The sequence below is a fragment of the Bradyrhizobium sp. SZCCHNS3016 genome (genome assembly GCF_032484535.1).
Classification (GTDB): domain Bacteria; phylum Pseudomonadota; class Alphaproteobacteria; order Rhizobiales; family Xanthobacteraceae; genus Bradyrhizobium.
In genome coordinates this window covers 231898-248207 of record NZ_JAUETE010000003.1, presented here as the reverse complement: position 1 = coordinate 248207, position 16310 = coordinate 231898, and the positions used below count along the sequence as shown (strand labels likewise).

The 16310-nt window shown below is 66.4% G+C and carries 12 protein-coding genes; 2 read left to right on the top strand and 10 right to left on the bottom strand.

Going from position 1 to position 16310, the window contains the following annotated elements; all coding sequences use genetic code 11:
* Nucleotides 1–45: 45 nt before the first annotated feature.
* The 4 genes from uxuA to QW881_RS08590 form a co-directional block, all read right to left on the bottom strand.
* Nucleotides 46–1242, bottom strand: coding sequence for a mannonate dehydratase (gene uxuA / locus QW881_RS08605; RefSeq protein WP_316158217.1), 1197 nt, complete (start codon nt 1240–1242; stop codon nt 46–48).
* A gap of 27 nt (nt 1243–1269) precedes the next feature.
* On the bottom strand, nt 1270–1995 hold the full coding sequence (locus tag QW881_RS08600; RefSeq protein WP_315755432.1) for a GntR family transcriptional regulator: 726 nt from the start codon (nt 1993–1995) through the stop codon (nt 1270–1272).
* 18 nt (nt 1996–2013) lie between these two features.
* Nucleotides 2014–3876, bottom strand: coding sequence for a TRAP transporter large permease subunit (locus tag QW881_RS08595; protein ID WP_315755430.1), 1863 nt, complete (start codon nt 3874–3876; stop codon nt 2014–2016).
* 254 nt (nt 3877–4130) lie between these two features.
* A complete protein-coding gene (locus QW881_RS08590; protein ID WP_316158216.1) occupies nt 4131–5147 on the bottom strand; it encodes a TRAP transporter substrate-binding protein in 1017 nt (338 codons plus the stop codon).
* 173 nt (nt 5148–5320) lie between these two features.
* Between QW881_RS08590 and QW881_RS08585 the strand changes: the two genes are divergently transcribed.
* Both QW881_RS08585 and QW881_RS08580 read left to right on the top strand, forming a co-directional pair.
* Entirely contained in the window at nt 5321–6331 is a 1011-nt protein-coding gene (locus QW881_RS08585; RefSeq protein WP_315755428.1) for a Zn-dependent oxidoreductase, read from the top strand.
* 22 nt (nt 6332–6353) lie between these two features.
* Nucleotides 6354–7835: a mannitol dehydrogenase family protein gene (locus tag QW881_RS08580; RefSeq protein WP_316158215.1), complete on the top strand. Its 1482-nt coding sequence runs from the start codon at nt 6354–6356 to the stop codon at nt 7833–7835.
* 46 nt (nt 7836–7881) lie between these two features.
* On the opposite strand, the gene QW881_RS08575 is transcribed toward QW881_RS08580, so the two are convergent.
* The 6 genes from QW881_RS08575 to QW881_RS08550 form a co-directional block, all read right to left on the bottom strand.
* Complete coding sequence (locus tag QW881_RS08575; protein ID WP_315755425.1) at nt 7882–9297, bottom strand: FAD-binding oxidoreductase; 1416 nt, start codon at nt 9295–9297, stop codon at nt 7882–7884.
* A gap of 118 nt (nt 9298–9415) precedes the next feature.
* Nucleotides 9416–11077, bottom strand: coding sequence for an ABC transporter ATP-binding protein (gene nikE / locus QW881_RS08570; RefSeq protein ID WP_315755424.1), 1662 nt, complete (start codon nt 11075–11077; stop codon nt 9416–9418).
* On the bottom strand, nt 11074–11934 hold the full coding sequence (locus QW881_RS08565) for an ABC transporter permease (protein ID WP_315738483.1): 861 nt from the start codon (nt 11932–11934) through the stop codon (nt 11074–11076). Before QW881_RS08565 ends, nikE begins: the two co-directional genes overlap by 4 nt.
* A 2-nt stretch (nt 11935–11936) precedes the next feature.
* Nucleotides 11937–12968, bottom strand: coding sequence for an ABC transporter permease (locus tag QW881_RS08560; RefSeq protein WP_315755501.1), 1032 nt, complete (start codon nt 12966–12968; stop codon nt 11937–11939).
* Between the two features lie 18 nt (nt 12969–12986).
* Nucleotides 12987–14606 carry an ABC transporter substrate-binding protein gene (locus tag QW881_RS08555; protein ID WP_315755423.1) on the bottom strand — a complete coding sequence of 540 codons (1620 nt, stop codon included), beginning with the start codon at nt 14604–14606 and terminating at the stop codon, nt 12987–12989.
* Nucleotides 14607–14719: 113 nt separating this feature from the next.
* Nucleotides 14720–16135, bottom strand: coding sequence for an NAD(P)/FAD-dependent oxidoreductase (locus QW881_RS08550; protein ID WP_315755422.1), 1416 nt, complete (start codon nt 16133–16135; stop codon nt 14720–14722).
* Between the last annotated feature and the right edge of the window lie 175 nt (nt 16136–16310).

The following is a 16310-nucleotide window of genomic DNA, read 5'->3' as shown; positions in this document are numbered from 1 at the left end:
GGTCACGCGACGCGCCCTGACAAGCGCGTTATCCTGCCCTGCCGATCAAACCGGGAGACGGTTAATGGCCGCTACCGCGGTCATGACGCCGCGGATCTCGGCAAGACCTTTGAGCCGGCCGACCAGCGGATAGCCTGGATGGGTGCCGCGACCGATGTCGTCCGCCAGCTCGTGGCCGTGGTCGGGCCGGAACGGAATCCGCCAGTCCGGCTCACCCTCGGCCTTGCGGCGAGCCTGCTCCTTCAGCAAGGTCGTCACGACCGCAACCATGTCGACGTCGCCGCGCAGATGCTCCGCCTCCATGAACGAGCCGTCGAGCATCTTGGTGACGTTGCGCAGATGCACGAAGCGGATGTGCGGGGCGAAGCGCTCGGCGAGCGCCAGCACGTTGTTCTGTCCGCCGGCGCCGAGCGCGCCGGTGCAGAACGTGATGCCATTGGCCTTGGACGGGGCGGCATCGACGATGAACTGCAGATCATCGGCTGACGACACCACGCGCGGCAGGCCGAACAGGTCCCGCGGCGGATCGTCCGGATGGACGCACAGGCTGACGCCGCACTCCTCCGCCGTGGGTACCACCTCGCGCAGGAAGCGCGCGTAGTTGGCGCGCAGCTCGGCATGGCCAATGCCGCGATATTTCTCCAGCATGCGGCGCAGGCCGGGCACGTCATAGCGATCATAGGCTCCGGGCAACCCGGCCATGATGGTCGCGAGCAGACGGTCCTTGTCGGATTCCGATGCCTGCGCCACCCACGCGCGGGCACGGTCGAGCACGTCGGAGGAGAACTCGGCCTCGGCGCCGGGGCGCTGCAGGATGTAGCAGTCGAACGCGGCGAAGCGATCCTGATCGAAGCGCAGCGCGGTGGCGCCGCCCGGCAGGCGGAAGGCGAGCTCGGTGCGGGTCCAGTCCAGCACGGCCATGAAATTGTAGCAGACGGTGGTGACGCCGCAGGCCGCGAGGTTGCGCAGCGACTGCCGGTAATTGTCGAACAGGTCAGTGAGGTCGCCCTCGCCGAGCTTGATCGCCTCCGACACCGGCAGGCTCTCGACCACGCTCCAGCGCAACCGCAGCGATGAATCGCCCTCGATCATGCCGATGCGCTTGACGATCTCGTCCGTGCTCCACACCACGCCATAGGGAATGTGGTGCAGCGCGGTCACGATGCCGGTCGCGCCGGTCTGGCGGACCTGCGGCAAAGTGATGGGATCATCCGGTCCGAACCAGCGCCACGTCTGTTCCATGTCGTCCACCTTCCAAAACGCGTGCGGTCAGCGCCGCCGCCGTGTCCTTGTGCGCGGCTCGGCCTGCGCCAACTCTTCCTGCCGCGCAAAAATGCCGTCGGCGCGGCGGAACACCTCGCGCAAATGACGGCGCATCGCCGCCACCGCCTGGGCCTCGTTGCAGGCCGCGAGCCCGTCCAGGATCTCCTGATGCTGCGCAATCAGGAGCGGAATATGGCCGGCGTCCTCCAGCAGGGTCAGATGGCGCACCCGGTCGAAATGGATCTTGGTCTGGCGGATCACCTGCCAGACATGCGGATGCCGGCTGGTGCGGGCGATGGTCTGGTGGAACGCCTCGTCATGGGCGTAGAACTCCGCCGGCGTCACCGCCGCCTTCTGTTTCTCGATCAGCTCGTTCAGCTCGCGCAGCGAGGTTGCATCCATGTAGCGCACGGCCTCGGCGACCAGCGCACATTCGAGATGCTCGCGGATGAACTGGGCCTCGCCGAACGCCTCGCGCGACACCGGCGCGACGACGCTGCCGCTCTGCGGATAGATTCGGACCAGATCGACATCGGCTAGCTTGATCAGCGCCTCGCGCACCGGCGTGCGGCTGACGCCGAGTCGCTCGCACAGATCGAGCTCGGCCATCGGCGTCCCCGGCGGCAGCGCGCCGGAGACGATGTCCTCGAGCAGCCGCTCATAGACCTGGTCGGCGAGCCGCCGCCCGGCCTTGCCGTCCATTCGCGTCAGCGGTGTCAGATCGTCATCCATGACGGCAGTCTATCCGATTCACAGGAAGCCGATCGAGATCCATGGCAGGAACACGATCAGCAGCAGCGCAACCACGAGCGCGGCGAGATGCGGCCAGACATGGCGGATGACCTCGTCGGGCGAGGCGCGGCCGATGGCGCAGGCGAGATAGAAGCCGACGCCGAACGGCGGCGTGAACAGGCCGAGCCCCATCGCGAACACCGCGATGATGGCGTAGTGCACCTCGTGCACGCCCATCATCCGCGCGATCGGGAACAGCAGCGGCCCGAACAGCACCACGGCCGGCACGCCTTCCAGCACGCTGCCGAGCACGACGAAGGCGAGGGCCGAGATCAAGAGGAAGCCCCAGCGGCCGCCGGGTACGGCGACCATGAGATCGACGAGCTGTTGCGAGAAGCCGGACTGGGTCAGCGCCCAGGCCATGCCGGTGGCCGCACCCACCACCAGCAGGATCGCGCCGGACAGCGAGGCGGTATCGACCAGGATCGGATAGACCCGCTTCCAGTCGAACTGGCGATAGACGAAGATGCCGACCAGCACCGTGTAGATGACGCCGATGGCAGCGACCTCGGTCGCGGTGGCGACGCCCTCGACCACCGCCGAGCGGATCACGATCGGCAGGCCGAGGCCCGGAATGGAGATCGCGAACAGCTTCAGCCGCGTCTTGGCATCGAAGCGCTGCGCGCCGCTCATGTCCTCCTTGCGGGTCTGCATGAAGACCACGACGGAGAGCGCGATCAGGCCGACCACCGCCGGCAGCAGCCCGCCGGTGAACAGCGCGGCGATCGATACGCCCGTGACGGATCCTACCGTGATCAGCACGATCGAGGGCGGAATGGTCTCCGACATCACGGCCGAGGCCGACAGCAGCGACACCAGATCGCCCTCCCGGCTGCCGCGCTGCTTCATCTCCGGAAACAGCGCCGGCGCGACCGCCGCCATGTCGGCCGCCTTGGCGCCGGAGATGCCCGAGACCAGGTACATCGCGCCGAGCAGCACATATTGCAGGCCACCGCGGAGATGGCCGATCAGCGACACGAGAAACAGGATCATCGCCCGCGCCAGCCCGGCGATCTCGATCAGCGCTCCCAGCAGCACGAACATCGGCACCGCCAACAGCACCATGTGCGACATGCCTTCGCTGACCCGGCCGGGTACGATCGAGACGGGCACCGTGGTGCTGAAATGCAAGTAAGCCACGGTGGCGAGCAGGAAGGTGAACGCGATCGGCGTGCCGATCACCATGGCGCCCGCGACAAGGACGAAGAAGAAGATGAACAGATTGTAGTTGCCGAGATCCTCCAGCACCGGTGCGGCCGCATAGAGCGCCCCTGCGCCGGCGAGTACCAGCGCCAGCGCGCCGATGATCTGCGGAAGGCTCGCCTGCTGGACCAACCGGTCGACGGCCGTGAGCAGCATGAGGAGCACGCCGACCAGCATCGCCGCCTCGCGATAGCCTTCGCTGATCTCGAGCACCGGCATGTTGCTGATCAGATGGCTTTCGAGGTGATGCCAAGACGGCATCACCAACGCGACCAGAACGGTGCAGACCAGCATCAGGCCCAGCGCGTCGGTGCGCGCCCGCCACACCGGCGAGAGGTTGCGCACGAAAGCGGTGAGACGCATGTGCTCGGCACGGCGCAGCGCCACGACGGCGCCGAGCATGGCGAGCCAGACGAACAGCACGGTGGCGAGCTCGTCCGACCAGATCAGCGGTGCATTGAAGACGTAGCGCGCAGCCGTTGCTGCGCCGAGCAACACCAACTCGGCGACGACGATGGCCGCGGCCAACGCCTCGACCGTGCGGCCGAGCATCTGGTCGAACCGCGCGAACGCGCCATGTGACGGCACGGAGGTCGTCGCTGTGATGTCAACGGCCATTGCATCCTCCCCGGCTCGTTCCTTGTTCATCGCGACCGCCGTCATTCCGGGGCAAGGCCGCAGGCCATGAACCCGGAATCTCGACATTGTCTTGCGGCCGTCTTCGATAACTTCGAGATTCCGGGTTCAATCGCCAATGCGCTGCTGCGCATTGTCGATTGCCCCGGAATGACGATGAGCATGCAACGGCTTGGCGGTTTATGACGGGCTTCCACGAATTCGTCTCATTCCACAGCGCTTGACTGGGCGTGGCCTCAGAGCTGGCCGACCGACTTCTCGAGCAGGCCCCAGGCCTCGGCGCCGAATTTGGTCTTCCACTCGGTGTAGAAGCCCGCGGAGCGCAGCGCATCGCGGAACGGCTTGGTATCGACCCTATTGAAGGTGATTCCGGCGCCTTGCATCTCCGCTTGCGCCTTTTCGTTGAAGCTCTGGATGTCCTGCCGCTCCTTCACGGCGGCCTCCGACAGCGCCGCGGTGATGGCGTCGCGCACGTCGGCGGGCAGACCGTTCCAGCGCGTCGCATTGGCGAAGATGTGGTGACCGTCCCAGATATGGCCGGATAGCGCGATGTATTTCTGCACCTCGTAGAGCTTGGCGCTCTGGATCAGCGCCAGCGGATTCTCCTGGCCGTCGACGATGTGCGTCTGCAGCGCCGCATAAAGCTCGCCGAAATTGATCGGCGTCGGCGCAGCACCGAGCGTCTTGAACAGCGTCACCCACAGCGGATTGCCGGGCACGCGGATCTTGAAGCCCTTGAGATCGTCGGGCGAGGCGATCGGCTTGGCGCCGGAGGTGATGTTGCGATAGCCATTGTCGAGGCATTTCGGGAGCACGTGCAGGCCGACCTTGGCGAACTCGCCGCGCACATGGTTGCCGAGATCGCCGTCCATCGCCGACCACACCTGGTCGTAACTCTCGAACGCGAACGCCACCGCATTGATGCCGCCGATCGGCACCACCGTCTGGTTCACACCTGACGTCGACATGAAGTCGAGCGCGCCGCTGCGCACCTGCGAAAACATGTCCGGCTCGCTGCCGAGCTGGCTGTTCGGATAGACCTGCAGGTCGACCAGACCATTGGTCTGCTTCTTGATGACCTCCGACGCCTCGATGATTCTGATGACGCCGGGATGGGTGGCGGGAAACGCCGTGCCGTAACGCAGGCGATACTTGGCCGACTGCGCCCGGGCTGGCCCGAACGCCAGGGCAGACGCCCCCGCGAGTGCGGTGCCGACGAAGCAGCGACGGGACATGGATGTGGGCAAAGACATTGGCAAACCTCCCCTGCCGGCCCGCTTGGGGGCCTTTTGTATGTCATTCCTATAACGTTAGCCTATAATGGATACCAACTCTGCTTTCAATAGATAACTTGTATCCAAGTATCGAGGTTGGTATATGACGGCGGCTCACTGTCGAGATGAGCACTGAGGGGATGGAGGAACGCGTGAAGAGCCTCGTGGTGGAGCGGCCCGGCCGCCTGTCGATTGAAACCCGCGCCATCCCCGAGCCCGCCGTCGGCGAGATCCGAATCAAGGTCGAGCGCGCCGGCATCTGCGGCTCGGACATCCACATCCTCCACGGCAGCAACCCGTTCGCGCGCTATCCGCGCGTCATCGGCCATGAGTTCTTCGGCCGCATCGACAAGCTCGGCGACGGCGTCCATGCGCGGCTCGGCGCCCGCGTCGTCGTCGATCCCGTCGTCGCCTGCGGTCACTGCTATCCCTGCTCGGTCGGCCGTCCCAATGTCTGCGCGCAACTCGCCGTGCTCGGCGTGCACCGCGACGGCGGCTTCTCCGAATATTCCTGCGTGCCGGCCGAAAACGCGCATCTGCTGCCGGACAGCGTCGACGACGACAAGGCGCCGCTGGTCGAGCCGTTCTCGATCGCCGCCAACATCTCCGACCACACAAGCGTATTCGCCTCCGACATCGCGCTGGTCTATGGCGCCGGGCCCATTGGCTTGACGGTGATCCAGGTGCTCAAGCGCGTCTATGGCGTCAAGGAGCTGATCGTCACCGACCGCATCGATCAGCGGCTCGCAGCCGCGCGGCACAATGGCGCCGACCGCATCATCAACACTGCCCAGACCGCCCTGCCCGCAGCGCTCGCCGACGCCGGTGTGAAGCCGACACTGATCATCGATGCCGCCTGCCACCCCGCCATTCTCACTGAAGCGATCGAGATCGCCTCGCCCGCCGCGCGGATCGGCCTGCTCGGCTTCTCGGCCGAGCCCTCGACGATCGTGCAGCAGAAGGTCACGGCGAAGGAGCTTTCGATCCACGCCTCGCGGCTGAACAGCGGCAAGTTCGCCAAGGTGATCGACTGGTTCGCCAGCGGCACCTTGCAGCCGGAGCGCCTCGTCACCCACCGCTTCAGGCTCGACGCCTACGCCACCGCGTTCGAGACGTTCGAGCACAATCAGACTGAATGCTGCAAAGTGCAGCTGATCTTCTGATGCAAACCATCTGATCCAAAACATGGACCGTCTCGGCACCGCCACGCTCCACCGCCTGCCCGCCGGCATCGTCAGGCCGGACTACGACCGTACGACGGTCGCGACCGGGATCGTCCATCTCGGACTGGGCGCGTTCCATCGCGGCCACCAGGCCGTCTACACCGACGCGCTGCTCAAGGACGATCCGCGCTGGGGCATCCTCGGCGTCTCCTTACGCTCACCCGACACCCGCGATGCGCTCGAACCGCAAGGCGGCCTCTACAGCGTGACGGCCAGCGACGGCGCCGGCCATGCGCGGCGCATCATCGGCGCGCTCACCGGCGTTGCGGTCGCGCCGGAAGATCCTGCGGGCCTGATCGCACGGCTGGCCGATCCCGCGGTGCGTATCGTCTCGACGACGGTGACCGAGAAGGGCTACAGCCACGATCCGGCCACCGGCGCGTTGCGCGCCGATGATCCCGACATCCGTCACGACGCTCTCAATCTCACGCATCCGCGAAGCACGCTCGGCTTCATCGTCGGCGGCCTGCGGCTGCGGCGGCAGCGGGGCCTGCCGCCCTACACCGTGCTCGCCTGCGACAACCTTCCCGCCAATGGCCACACCTTGCGCGGCCTTGCCATCGCCTTCGCCGGGCTGACCGACCGCGACCTCGCCGAATGGATCGCGGACAATGTCCGCTTTCCCTCGACCATGGTCGACCGCATCGTGCCGGCCACCACCGACGCCGACCGCAGTGATGTCAGCGCCGCGCTCGGCCTCGACGACGCCTGGCCCGTCGTCACCGAGCCGTTCAGCCAATGGGTCATCGAGGATGATTTTGGCGGTGACCGTCCGGCATGGGACGTCAGCGGCGCGCAATTCGTCCGCGACGTCGCGCCGTTCGAGCTGATGAAGCTCCGGCTGCTCAACGGCGCACACTCCACGATCGCCTATCTCGGCTATCTCATGGGATGCGAGACGGTCGCCGCAGCGATGGCCGAGCCTGATCTTGCCGGTCTCGTCGAGGACATGATGCGCGAGGAGATCACGCCGACCCTGCCCGCGCTTGGCGGCTTCGACGTGACAGCCTATCGCGCCGCGCTGCTGCAGCGCTTCCGCAATCCGGCGCTCAAGCACCGGACAGCGCAGATCGCGATGGACGGCTCGCAGAAGCTGCCGCAGCGCCTGCTCGGCACGATCCGTGACCGGCTGGCGCGCGGCCTGCCGATCACCCGGCTCGTGCTCGCCGTTGCGGGATGGATGCGCTACGTCAGCGGCACCGACGAGCACGGCCAGCCGATCGCGCTGCGCGACCCGCTGGCGGCAAAGCTGCGTGCACTGGCGGATGAGGCCGGCCCGGTCGCGAGCCGGCTCGCGCCGGCGTTGTTGTCGGTTACGTCAGTCTTCGGCCACGAGTTGCCGAACGATCCTCGTTTCGCGCGTGCGGTTGAGACAGCACTCGGTAGTCTCTTCCTGAATGGAACCCGTGCGACTGTCGCGCGGATCCGGCAAGACGTAGGCTGACGTCACGTCGGCTCTGGCCGGACGAACGGGCGACATCAGCATCGAACTAAACGTTCGGCAACAGCTTGCCCGGATTCATCAGCCCATGCGGATCGAGCGTAGCCTTGAGCTGTCGCATCAGTTCCAGCTCGAGCGGCGGCTTGCACAACGGCATCTCGGCGATGCGGAGCTGGCCGATGCCGTGCTCGGCGCTGATCGAGCCCCGGCGGCGGGTGATCTCGTCGTGGACGATACGGGTGATCCGCGCACCGTGCTCGTAGAACTGCGCCTCGCTCATATCGAGCGGACGCATCAGGTTGTAGTGCAGGTTGCCATCGCCGAGATGGCCGAACACCATGGGCCGGACGCCCGGCAGCGCCGCACGGACTGCTGCATCCATCACATCAACGAAATCGGCGATCTCGGCGACGGGGACGGCGATGTCGTGCTTGAGCGCCTTGCCCTCGCGCACCAGCGCCTCCGACACGCTTTCGCGCACGCGCCAGAAAGCCTTCGCCTGCGTGCCGTCCTGAGCAACCACGGCATCTGAGGCGATCCCGTTCGCCATCGCCTCGGCCAGCGCAGTTTCGAGCCGCACGGTCAGCGCGCTCTCGTCACCAATGTCGCTCAGTTCGATCAGCACTGCCGCGCCGGGAAGCGCCGCGAATGGCAGCCGCGTGTCCGAGATCTGGCGCAGGATCATCTCCAGCGTCGCCGAGGTCAGGAACTCGAACGCGGTGAGCCGGTCGCCGCAGTGCGCACGCGACAGCCGCAGCAGCGCGAGTGCGGCGGCTGCATCGGCCACGGCGACGAAGGCGGTCGCACGCGCGGTCGGCTGCGGAAACAGCTTGAGCACGGCGCCGGTGATGATGCCGAGCGTTCCCTCCGAACCGATGAAGAGATCGCGCAGCGCGTAGCCGGTGTTGTCCTTGCGCAAGGCCCGGAGTCCATCCCAGATGCGGCCGTCCGGCAGCACCACTTCGAGGCCGAGCGCCAGCTCGCGCATCACGCCATAGCGCAGCACGGCGACGCCGCCGGCATTGGCCGCGAGATTGCCGCCGACGGTGCAGCTCCCCTCGGACCCGAGACTGAGCGGAAACAGCAAGCCGGCCGCGCGCGCGGCGTCCTGCACCTTGGCCAGTACGACGCCGGCATCGACCACGATGGTCTGGCCGATGGCATCGACCGCGCGGATACGGTTCATCCGCGCCAGCGACAGCACGACCGCCCTTCCGCCCGCATCCGGCGTCGCGCCGCCGGACAGGCTGGTGTGGCCGCCCTGCGGCACCACGGCGGAGCGCGCCTCGGCGCAGGCCACCATGACGGCCGCAACCTCCGCGGTCGAGCCGGGGCGCACCACCGCAATCGCAGTGCCATGATACTTGCCGAGCCAGTCGCGCAGATATGGCGCCTGATCCTCGGCCGCGACGAGAACATGCGCCGCGCCGATGGCGCCCTGCAGCCTTTCGATCAGCTCCGTCATGATCAGCGCTTTGACCCTTTGATGGCTTGAGAGGCCGGTGCCCGCAAACTAACAGGTCGGCCGATCGCGGCCCCAATACCAAGTTGTCCGGCGTCCATAATCGATTGTTATGGGTGGATCAGGCCGGTGCCAGCGCCATCGGCGGGGCGATGTGCGGGACGGCGGCGACCAGCTCGCGGGTGTAGTCGGTCTGCGGGTTGGCGAACAGCGCCCGGCTCTCGCCCTGCTCGACGATGAGGCCGGTACGCAGCACGATGGTGCGGTCGCACATCATGCGCACGACGTTGAGATCGTGGCTGACGAACAGGAAGGCGAGATTATCCTCGCGCCGAAGACGGTTCAGGAGCTGCAGCACCACCGCCTGCACGGAGACGTCGAGCGCCGCGGTCGGCTCGTCCAGCACCAGGAGCCGCGGCCGGCAGGCGATGGCCCGCGCAATGCCGACGCGCGCCTTCTGCCCGCCGGAGAGCTGATGCGGGAAGCGCAACAACAGCTCGCGCGGCAGCCCGACGCGGTCTGCGCATTCCTCCACGCGCTGGCGCAGCCTGTCGCCGTTGCGCATGTTCATCAGCCGAAACAACGGATGAGCGATGCAGTCGAACGCGGTATAGCGCGGATTGAGGCTGTCGTTCGGATCCTGGAAGACGATCTGAATGTCCTTGCGCAGCTCGCTCGCGTGGAAGTCGCGTGCCGGGATCTGGCCGATCGGCCGTCCGTCGAACAGGATCTCGCCCTCGCTGGGGTCGATCAGGCGGCAGATCATGCGCGAGGTCGTGCTCTTGCCCGAGCCGCTCTCGCCGACCAGGCCGACGCTCTCGCCGCCGCGCATCGTCATCGAGAAGTCGGCCACCCCAACGGTGCCGTCGTCGAAGCGCTTGACGATGTTCTTGACGTCGAGCAGCAGCGGCGTGCCGTGTGGCGGAGGCGGCAGCTCGCTTATCTCGACCAACGGAATCCTCTCGCCATCGGGCACCAGATCCTCGATGCGCGAGGTCGCCGTCGGCGATGCCGCGACCAGCCGTTTGGTGTAGGGGTGCTGCGGCCGATGGAACAGCGTGAGCGGCTCGGCCTGCTCGACCAGCCTGCCCTGCTCCATCACCACGACGCGCGCGCAGTAGCGCGCGGCCAGTCCGAGATCATGCGTGATCAGGATCGTCGCCATGCCGCGGTCGGCGGCGATATGAGCGAGCAGATCCATCACCACCTTCTGGGTGGTGACGTCGAGGCCGGTGGTCGGCTCGTCCGCGATCAGCAGCTGCGGGCTGCAGGAGATCGCGATCGCGATCATCACCCGCTGGCACATGCCGCCGGACAGCTCATGCGGATAGGCGCCCATGCGCCGCTCGGGATCGCGGATCTGCACCGCCTTGAGCAAGCTCAGAGCCTCGGCCTGCGCCTCCTGCCGCGACAGACGGCGATGGGCGAGGATCGCATCCGCAATCTGCTGGCCGACGGTGCGGATCGGGTTGAGCGCGGCGCGTGGGTTCTGGAAGATCATCGCCATGGCTGCGCCATGCAGGCTGCGCAGATCGGCGCCGCCGGCGCGGGTGATGTCCTGGCCCTTGAAGCGGATGCAGCCATCGGTGATGCGGCCGGCCTTGTCGAGCAGATGAGTGATGGCAAAGCCGGTCACCGATTTGCCGGAGCCGCTCTCGCCGACAAGGCCCAGCATCTCGCCGGACTGCAGCGACAGCGACACGCCACGCACCGCCTCGACGAGGCCGCGGCGGGTCGAGAAGGTCACCTTGAGGTTCTCGACCTTGAGCAACGGCGCCGTCACGTGCGCATCCTCGGATCCAGGATGTCGCGCAGGCCGTCGCCGAGCAGATTGAAGCACAGCACCGCGCTCATCAGCGCAAGTCCGGGAAACGCCACCAGCCACCAGCGCCCCGTGGAGATGAAGCGTGCGCCCTCGGCGACCATGATGCCCCATTCCGGCGTCGGCGGCTTGACGCCGAGGCCGATGAAGGAGAGGCCCGCGGCATTGAGAATGGCCCAGCCGAGATTGAGCGAGATCTGCACCGCCATCGCCGGCAGCACGTTCGGCAGCAGGAAGCGCAGCACTACGGCGATGTGGCTCTCGCCGCAGGCCCGCGCGGCCTCGACCCAGCCGAGATTGCGGCGGATGTTCACTTCGGCGCGGGCGAAGCGGATGTAGAACGGCAGATTGATGATCGCGGTCGCGATCACGATGTTCTCGACGCGGTTGCCGAGCGCGGCGACCATCGCCATCGCCAGCACGAACAGCGGGAACGCCATCAGGACGTCGACGAAGCGGCCGACCGCCTTGTCGAGCCGGCCGCCGGCATAGCCGCACAGCGCACCGACGACCGACCCGAGCGCGAAGGACACGGCGACCGCCGTCACCGCGATGGTGAGATCGAGCCGGCTCGCGACGATCAGGCGGCTCAGCACGTCGCGGCCGAGCTGGTCGGTGCCGAACCAGTGCGCCGCGCTCGGCGGCTGCAGTGCGGCGGAGACCTCGGACGCGACAGGATCATAAGGCGCGAGCCACGGCGCAAAGATCGCGATCAGTGCCAGCAGCAGCGCGCCGCCGGCCGCGACGGCGGTGACCGGATTGCCGCGCAACACGAACGCGGTATGGCGCAGGGTCGACGCGGTCTCGATCGTGCTCATGCTCACGCCACTGTCGCCCTGGGATCGGCGATGCCATAGAGCACATCGACCAGGAGATTGACGATCACGAAGATCGTCGCCATCAGCAGCACGAAGCCCTGCACCGGCGCGTAGTCCGACACCAGCAGCGCATCGAGCGCGTAGGAGGCGACGCCCGGCCAGGAGAACACCTTCTCCACCAGCACGTTGGCGCCGAGCATGGTCGAGAATACGATGCCTGCGATGGTGATCACCGGAAGGATCGCGTTGCGCAGCGCATAGGTGACGACGATGCGCCACCACGACAGCCCGACCGAGCGCGCGGTGCGCACGAAGTCGCTGCCGAGCGACACCAGCATCGAGGCGCGGGTGATCCGCGCCAGCGGCGCGATCACGAACAGCGCCATGGTCAGCGCCGGCAGCATCAATTGCCGCGCCGCCGCCCACCAGCCCTCGAAATCGCCGGCGAGCAGGAAATCGATGATCAGGAAACCGGTGCGCTGCGGCGGCAGCGTGGCGAAGATGTCGATGCGGCCCGTGGGGTCCGGCGCGAAGCCGAGCAGATAATAGAACACGTAGATCAGCAGCAGACCGGAGACGAAGGTCGGCACGCAGACGCCGAGCGAGCAGAACAGCCGCACGCCGTGATCGACCAGCGACCCTGGCCGGAGCGCTGCGAGCACGCCAAGCGGCACCGCCGAGACCAGCGCGATCAGCAACGCGGTCAACGTCAGCTCCAGCGAGGCCGGCAGCCGCTCCTTGAGGTCCTTGGCAACGGCCTGCCCGGTCATCATCGAACGGCCGAGATTGCCGCGGCCGACGTCGTACAGATAGATCGCGAGCTGGCTCGGCAGCGGCTTGTCGAGCCCGAGCTGCCGGCGGATCACCTCGATCTCCTCCTGGCCGGCATTGGGGCCGGAGGCAAAGAACACGGCCGGGTCCCCCGGCAGCACGCGCATCAAGAGAAAGGTGAACACCAGGACGCCGAACAGCGCCGGCAGCGACGAGACGAAGCGTCGTCCCGCCCGAGCCAAGGTTGCGCCGATCGTGCCCATGGTCATCAGCCGTCCCCGTTACTTGCGGCTCAGGTTACGATAATCGACCTGCCGCGTGAACTGGTAGACATAGCCATCCACCGTCGGCTGCATCACCGCATCCTGCGCCGCCTGCCAGATTGGGATCTGAAACATCTGGTCGAAATGGACGGCGTTGAGCGCCTTCCCCTGCTCCTCATATTTCGCCTTGTCGGCCTCGAAGCGCGCCTCCTGCGCGATCTTCTCCAGCTCGGCATTGTCGGTCGAGGAGTAGTTCCAGCGCTGCTTGCCGGTGTAGAAGTTGCGATAGAAGTAGTCGGTCGAGGGCAGCCAGGCGACGATGCCCTCGGTGAAGAACGGCAGCTTCTTCTCGTTGATCGCGGTCGACATCTGCGCATCCGGCAGCTTCTGGATGTCGACCTTGATGCCGATCTTGGCGAGCGATTCCTTGACCAAAGCGGCCATCGGCTCGGCGGTCGCGGCCTGGCCGACATTGAAGCTGAAGGTGGTGGAGAAGCCGTCCGCCATGCCGGCGTCCTTCAGATAGGCCTTGGCCTTCTCCAGATCGAGCTTGATCGGCTGCGGGATCGGATAGCCGCCGCTCGGCGGCTTGCCGTCGGCCCAGGTCGCGCCGTAGAGCGGCGCGCCGCGGCCGAACAAGGCCGCCTTGAACATGTCGTCATAGGGCAGCGCGTAGGCGATGGCGCGACGCACATTGACGTTGTCGAACGGCGGGATGGTGTTGTTCATCGAGATGAAGGTCACCGCATTGTATTGCGGCGTCGAGATCACCTTCAGCTTGCCCTTGCCTTCGAGCGACTGCACGTCGCTCGCCTGCAGGTCGATGACGAGGTCGGCGTCGCCGCGTTCCACGAGGTTGGCGCGCGTCGCCGGTTCAGGCACCGACTGGATGATCAGGCGCTTGAACGCCGCCGGCTTGTCCGGCGTGCCGCGATTCCAGGCCTCGTTGCGCTTGGCGATGACCTGCTCGCCGGGCTTGAAGGTCTCGACGATGTAGGCGCCGCTGCCGGCCGCGTTCTCCTTGGTCCAGTTCAGCGCCCAGGGATCTTCAGCCGTCGCATGCGCCTTGGCCAGCTTGGAGTTGATGATGATCGGATAGACGGTCGCGAGATTCGGCAGCGCCAGCTTGTCCGGCTTCGGCAAGGTCACCTCGAACGTCAGGGGATCAATGACCTTGAACTGATCGGCCGACGTCAGCGAGCCCGTCAGCAGTTGCGCCTTGCCGAGGATTGGCGCGGTGACGCAGCGGTCGAGCGACCATTTGACGTCCTCGGCCGTCACCGGCGAGCCGTCCTGGAACTTGGCGTCGGGGCGCAGCTTGAAGGTGATCTTCAAACCGTCAGCGCTGACCTGATAGGATTCAGCGAGCTCGCCGGTGATCGTGTCGAGATCGAACACCCACTTACCATTGAGCTGCTTGCGACCGAACGACACCAGCCGGTCGTAGCTCGACATCGACAGCGCGAAGGCCTCGCGCGTCGAGCCCGGAATGTTCGGATCGAGCGTGTTGACGGTGGCACCGGTGACATAGCGCAGAGTCTCGGCGCGGCTCTGCGCATGCGCCGATGGCGCAGCCAGCATCACCGCGAGCAAGGCGGTCGCAGCGAACAACGAACGTTTGGACATCTCGAAACTCATCGCCTTTGCTCCCTCATTGGTCTCAAAATCCGGGACTGAAATACCCTGCCAGCGGTCACCGGCGACGCAAGCGCATCAGATGGAAGCGCATCAGATGGAAGCGCAGCAGCAATTCACGTGCCACGGCGCACCTCGGCCTGCTTCACATCGTAGGCTTGGAAGCTGGCCCAATGCTTGTCGATGTCGGCCTTGAACAACCCGCGCGTCAGCCCATGCACGAGCTTCGGCACCGCTGTGGTCATTGCATTGATGGAAGAACCCGACGCGCCGAAGCTCATCGTCGAGGCAATGGCGAAAACATGGACGTCGCGGATCCACGGCGTTGCGCCAGCCACACGCTCGCACAGCGCATAGTCGTCGGCGAGATAGGGAAAGGCGCCGAGCCGGTCGTTGCGCTCGCTGGCGTCGGGCGTGTAGCGATCGCACCAGCGTGCGATGTTGGCGGCAAAGCGCTGCAGCTCCGGACGCTTTGCGAAGTCCATCGAGATGCCCGTCGCGCTGACTACGAAATCGACTGTGACTTCGTCTTGCGGTGTCCGCAGCACGACCCCGTCGGACGTCTCGCACGCGGCCACGATCGGCGCGCCCTCGTGTAGATGGAACGCGGCATGACGGGCGCAGCGATCATAGGTGTGCTGCGGAAAGCCCTCGCGCAACTCGAGGACCGCGCGCATGAAACGCCAGCGCCAGACGTCGTCGAGCTCGGAGAAATGCCGCAGGAAACCGCGGAACGTCAGCCAGCGATAGGGCTGGATCAGCTGGATTTCCGTGCGGCGGCATAGCAGATCGACGCGCGCCGCACCGGCTTCGAGTGCAGCCGCCGCATTGTCGAACGCCGAGGCACCGGCGCCGATCACGGCGACGCGGCGGCCGCGCAAGCTGTCGAAATCGATCTCGGCGCCGGAATGGGCGCCGCGCGTTGCGGGCAGATCGCGCAGCGGCTCCGGAATGCTCCAGTCGCCCATCCCCTCCTGCCCGGTCGCCAGCACGATCTTGCGGGCGTAGATCGTCGCCTCACCATCCTTGCTGCGCACGGTCGCCTGCAGCAGTCCATCAGCGGCCGGCGCGATATCGACGACTTCGCAGCCGTTGCGCACGGGAAGGTCGAGCACCTCGCGATACCAGGCGAGATAGTCTGCCCAATATTCGCGCGGAATCAGGTCAAGATTGCGCCAGCTCTCGCCGCCGAACTTCGCCTCGTGCCACGCCTGATAGGTCAGACAGGGTATGTCGAGATCCGGTCCGGTGAAATCTTTCGGGCTGCGCAGGGTCGGCATGCGCGCATAGCTGAGCCACGGTCCTTCGCGGCCAGCTTCGGCCTTGTCGAGCACGAGAATGTTGCTGACGCGGGAGCGCAGCAGCGCGAAGGCGGTGGCAAGACCCGATTGGCCGCCGCCGACGATCAGCACATCGCGCGCAGGTCGGCCATCGGGACCGATGACAGGCGTCAACCATGGCATGCTGGGATGCGCGATCCTGGCAAGATCGCTGCGGACCTGGGCCGTCAGCGCGGCGAGACCGTCGCTCATGCCGGCCACCGGATGAAACACGCGCAATCGCGATCGACACGCTCGCTGTCGCTCACGCTCTCTCCATCAGTCATGTCACCCGGCGAGCGAAGCTTAGCAAAGCGAGTCTGGAGCCGACCATACCGATTTGTCCGCCGCCCATAACAGCTTGTTATGGGACGGCAGCGGCAGCTAG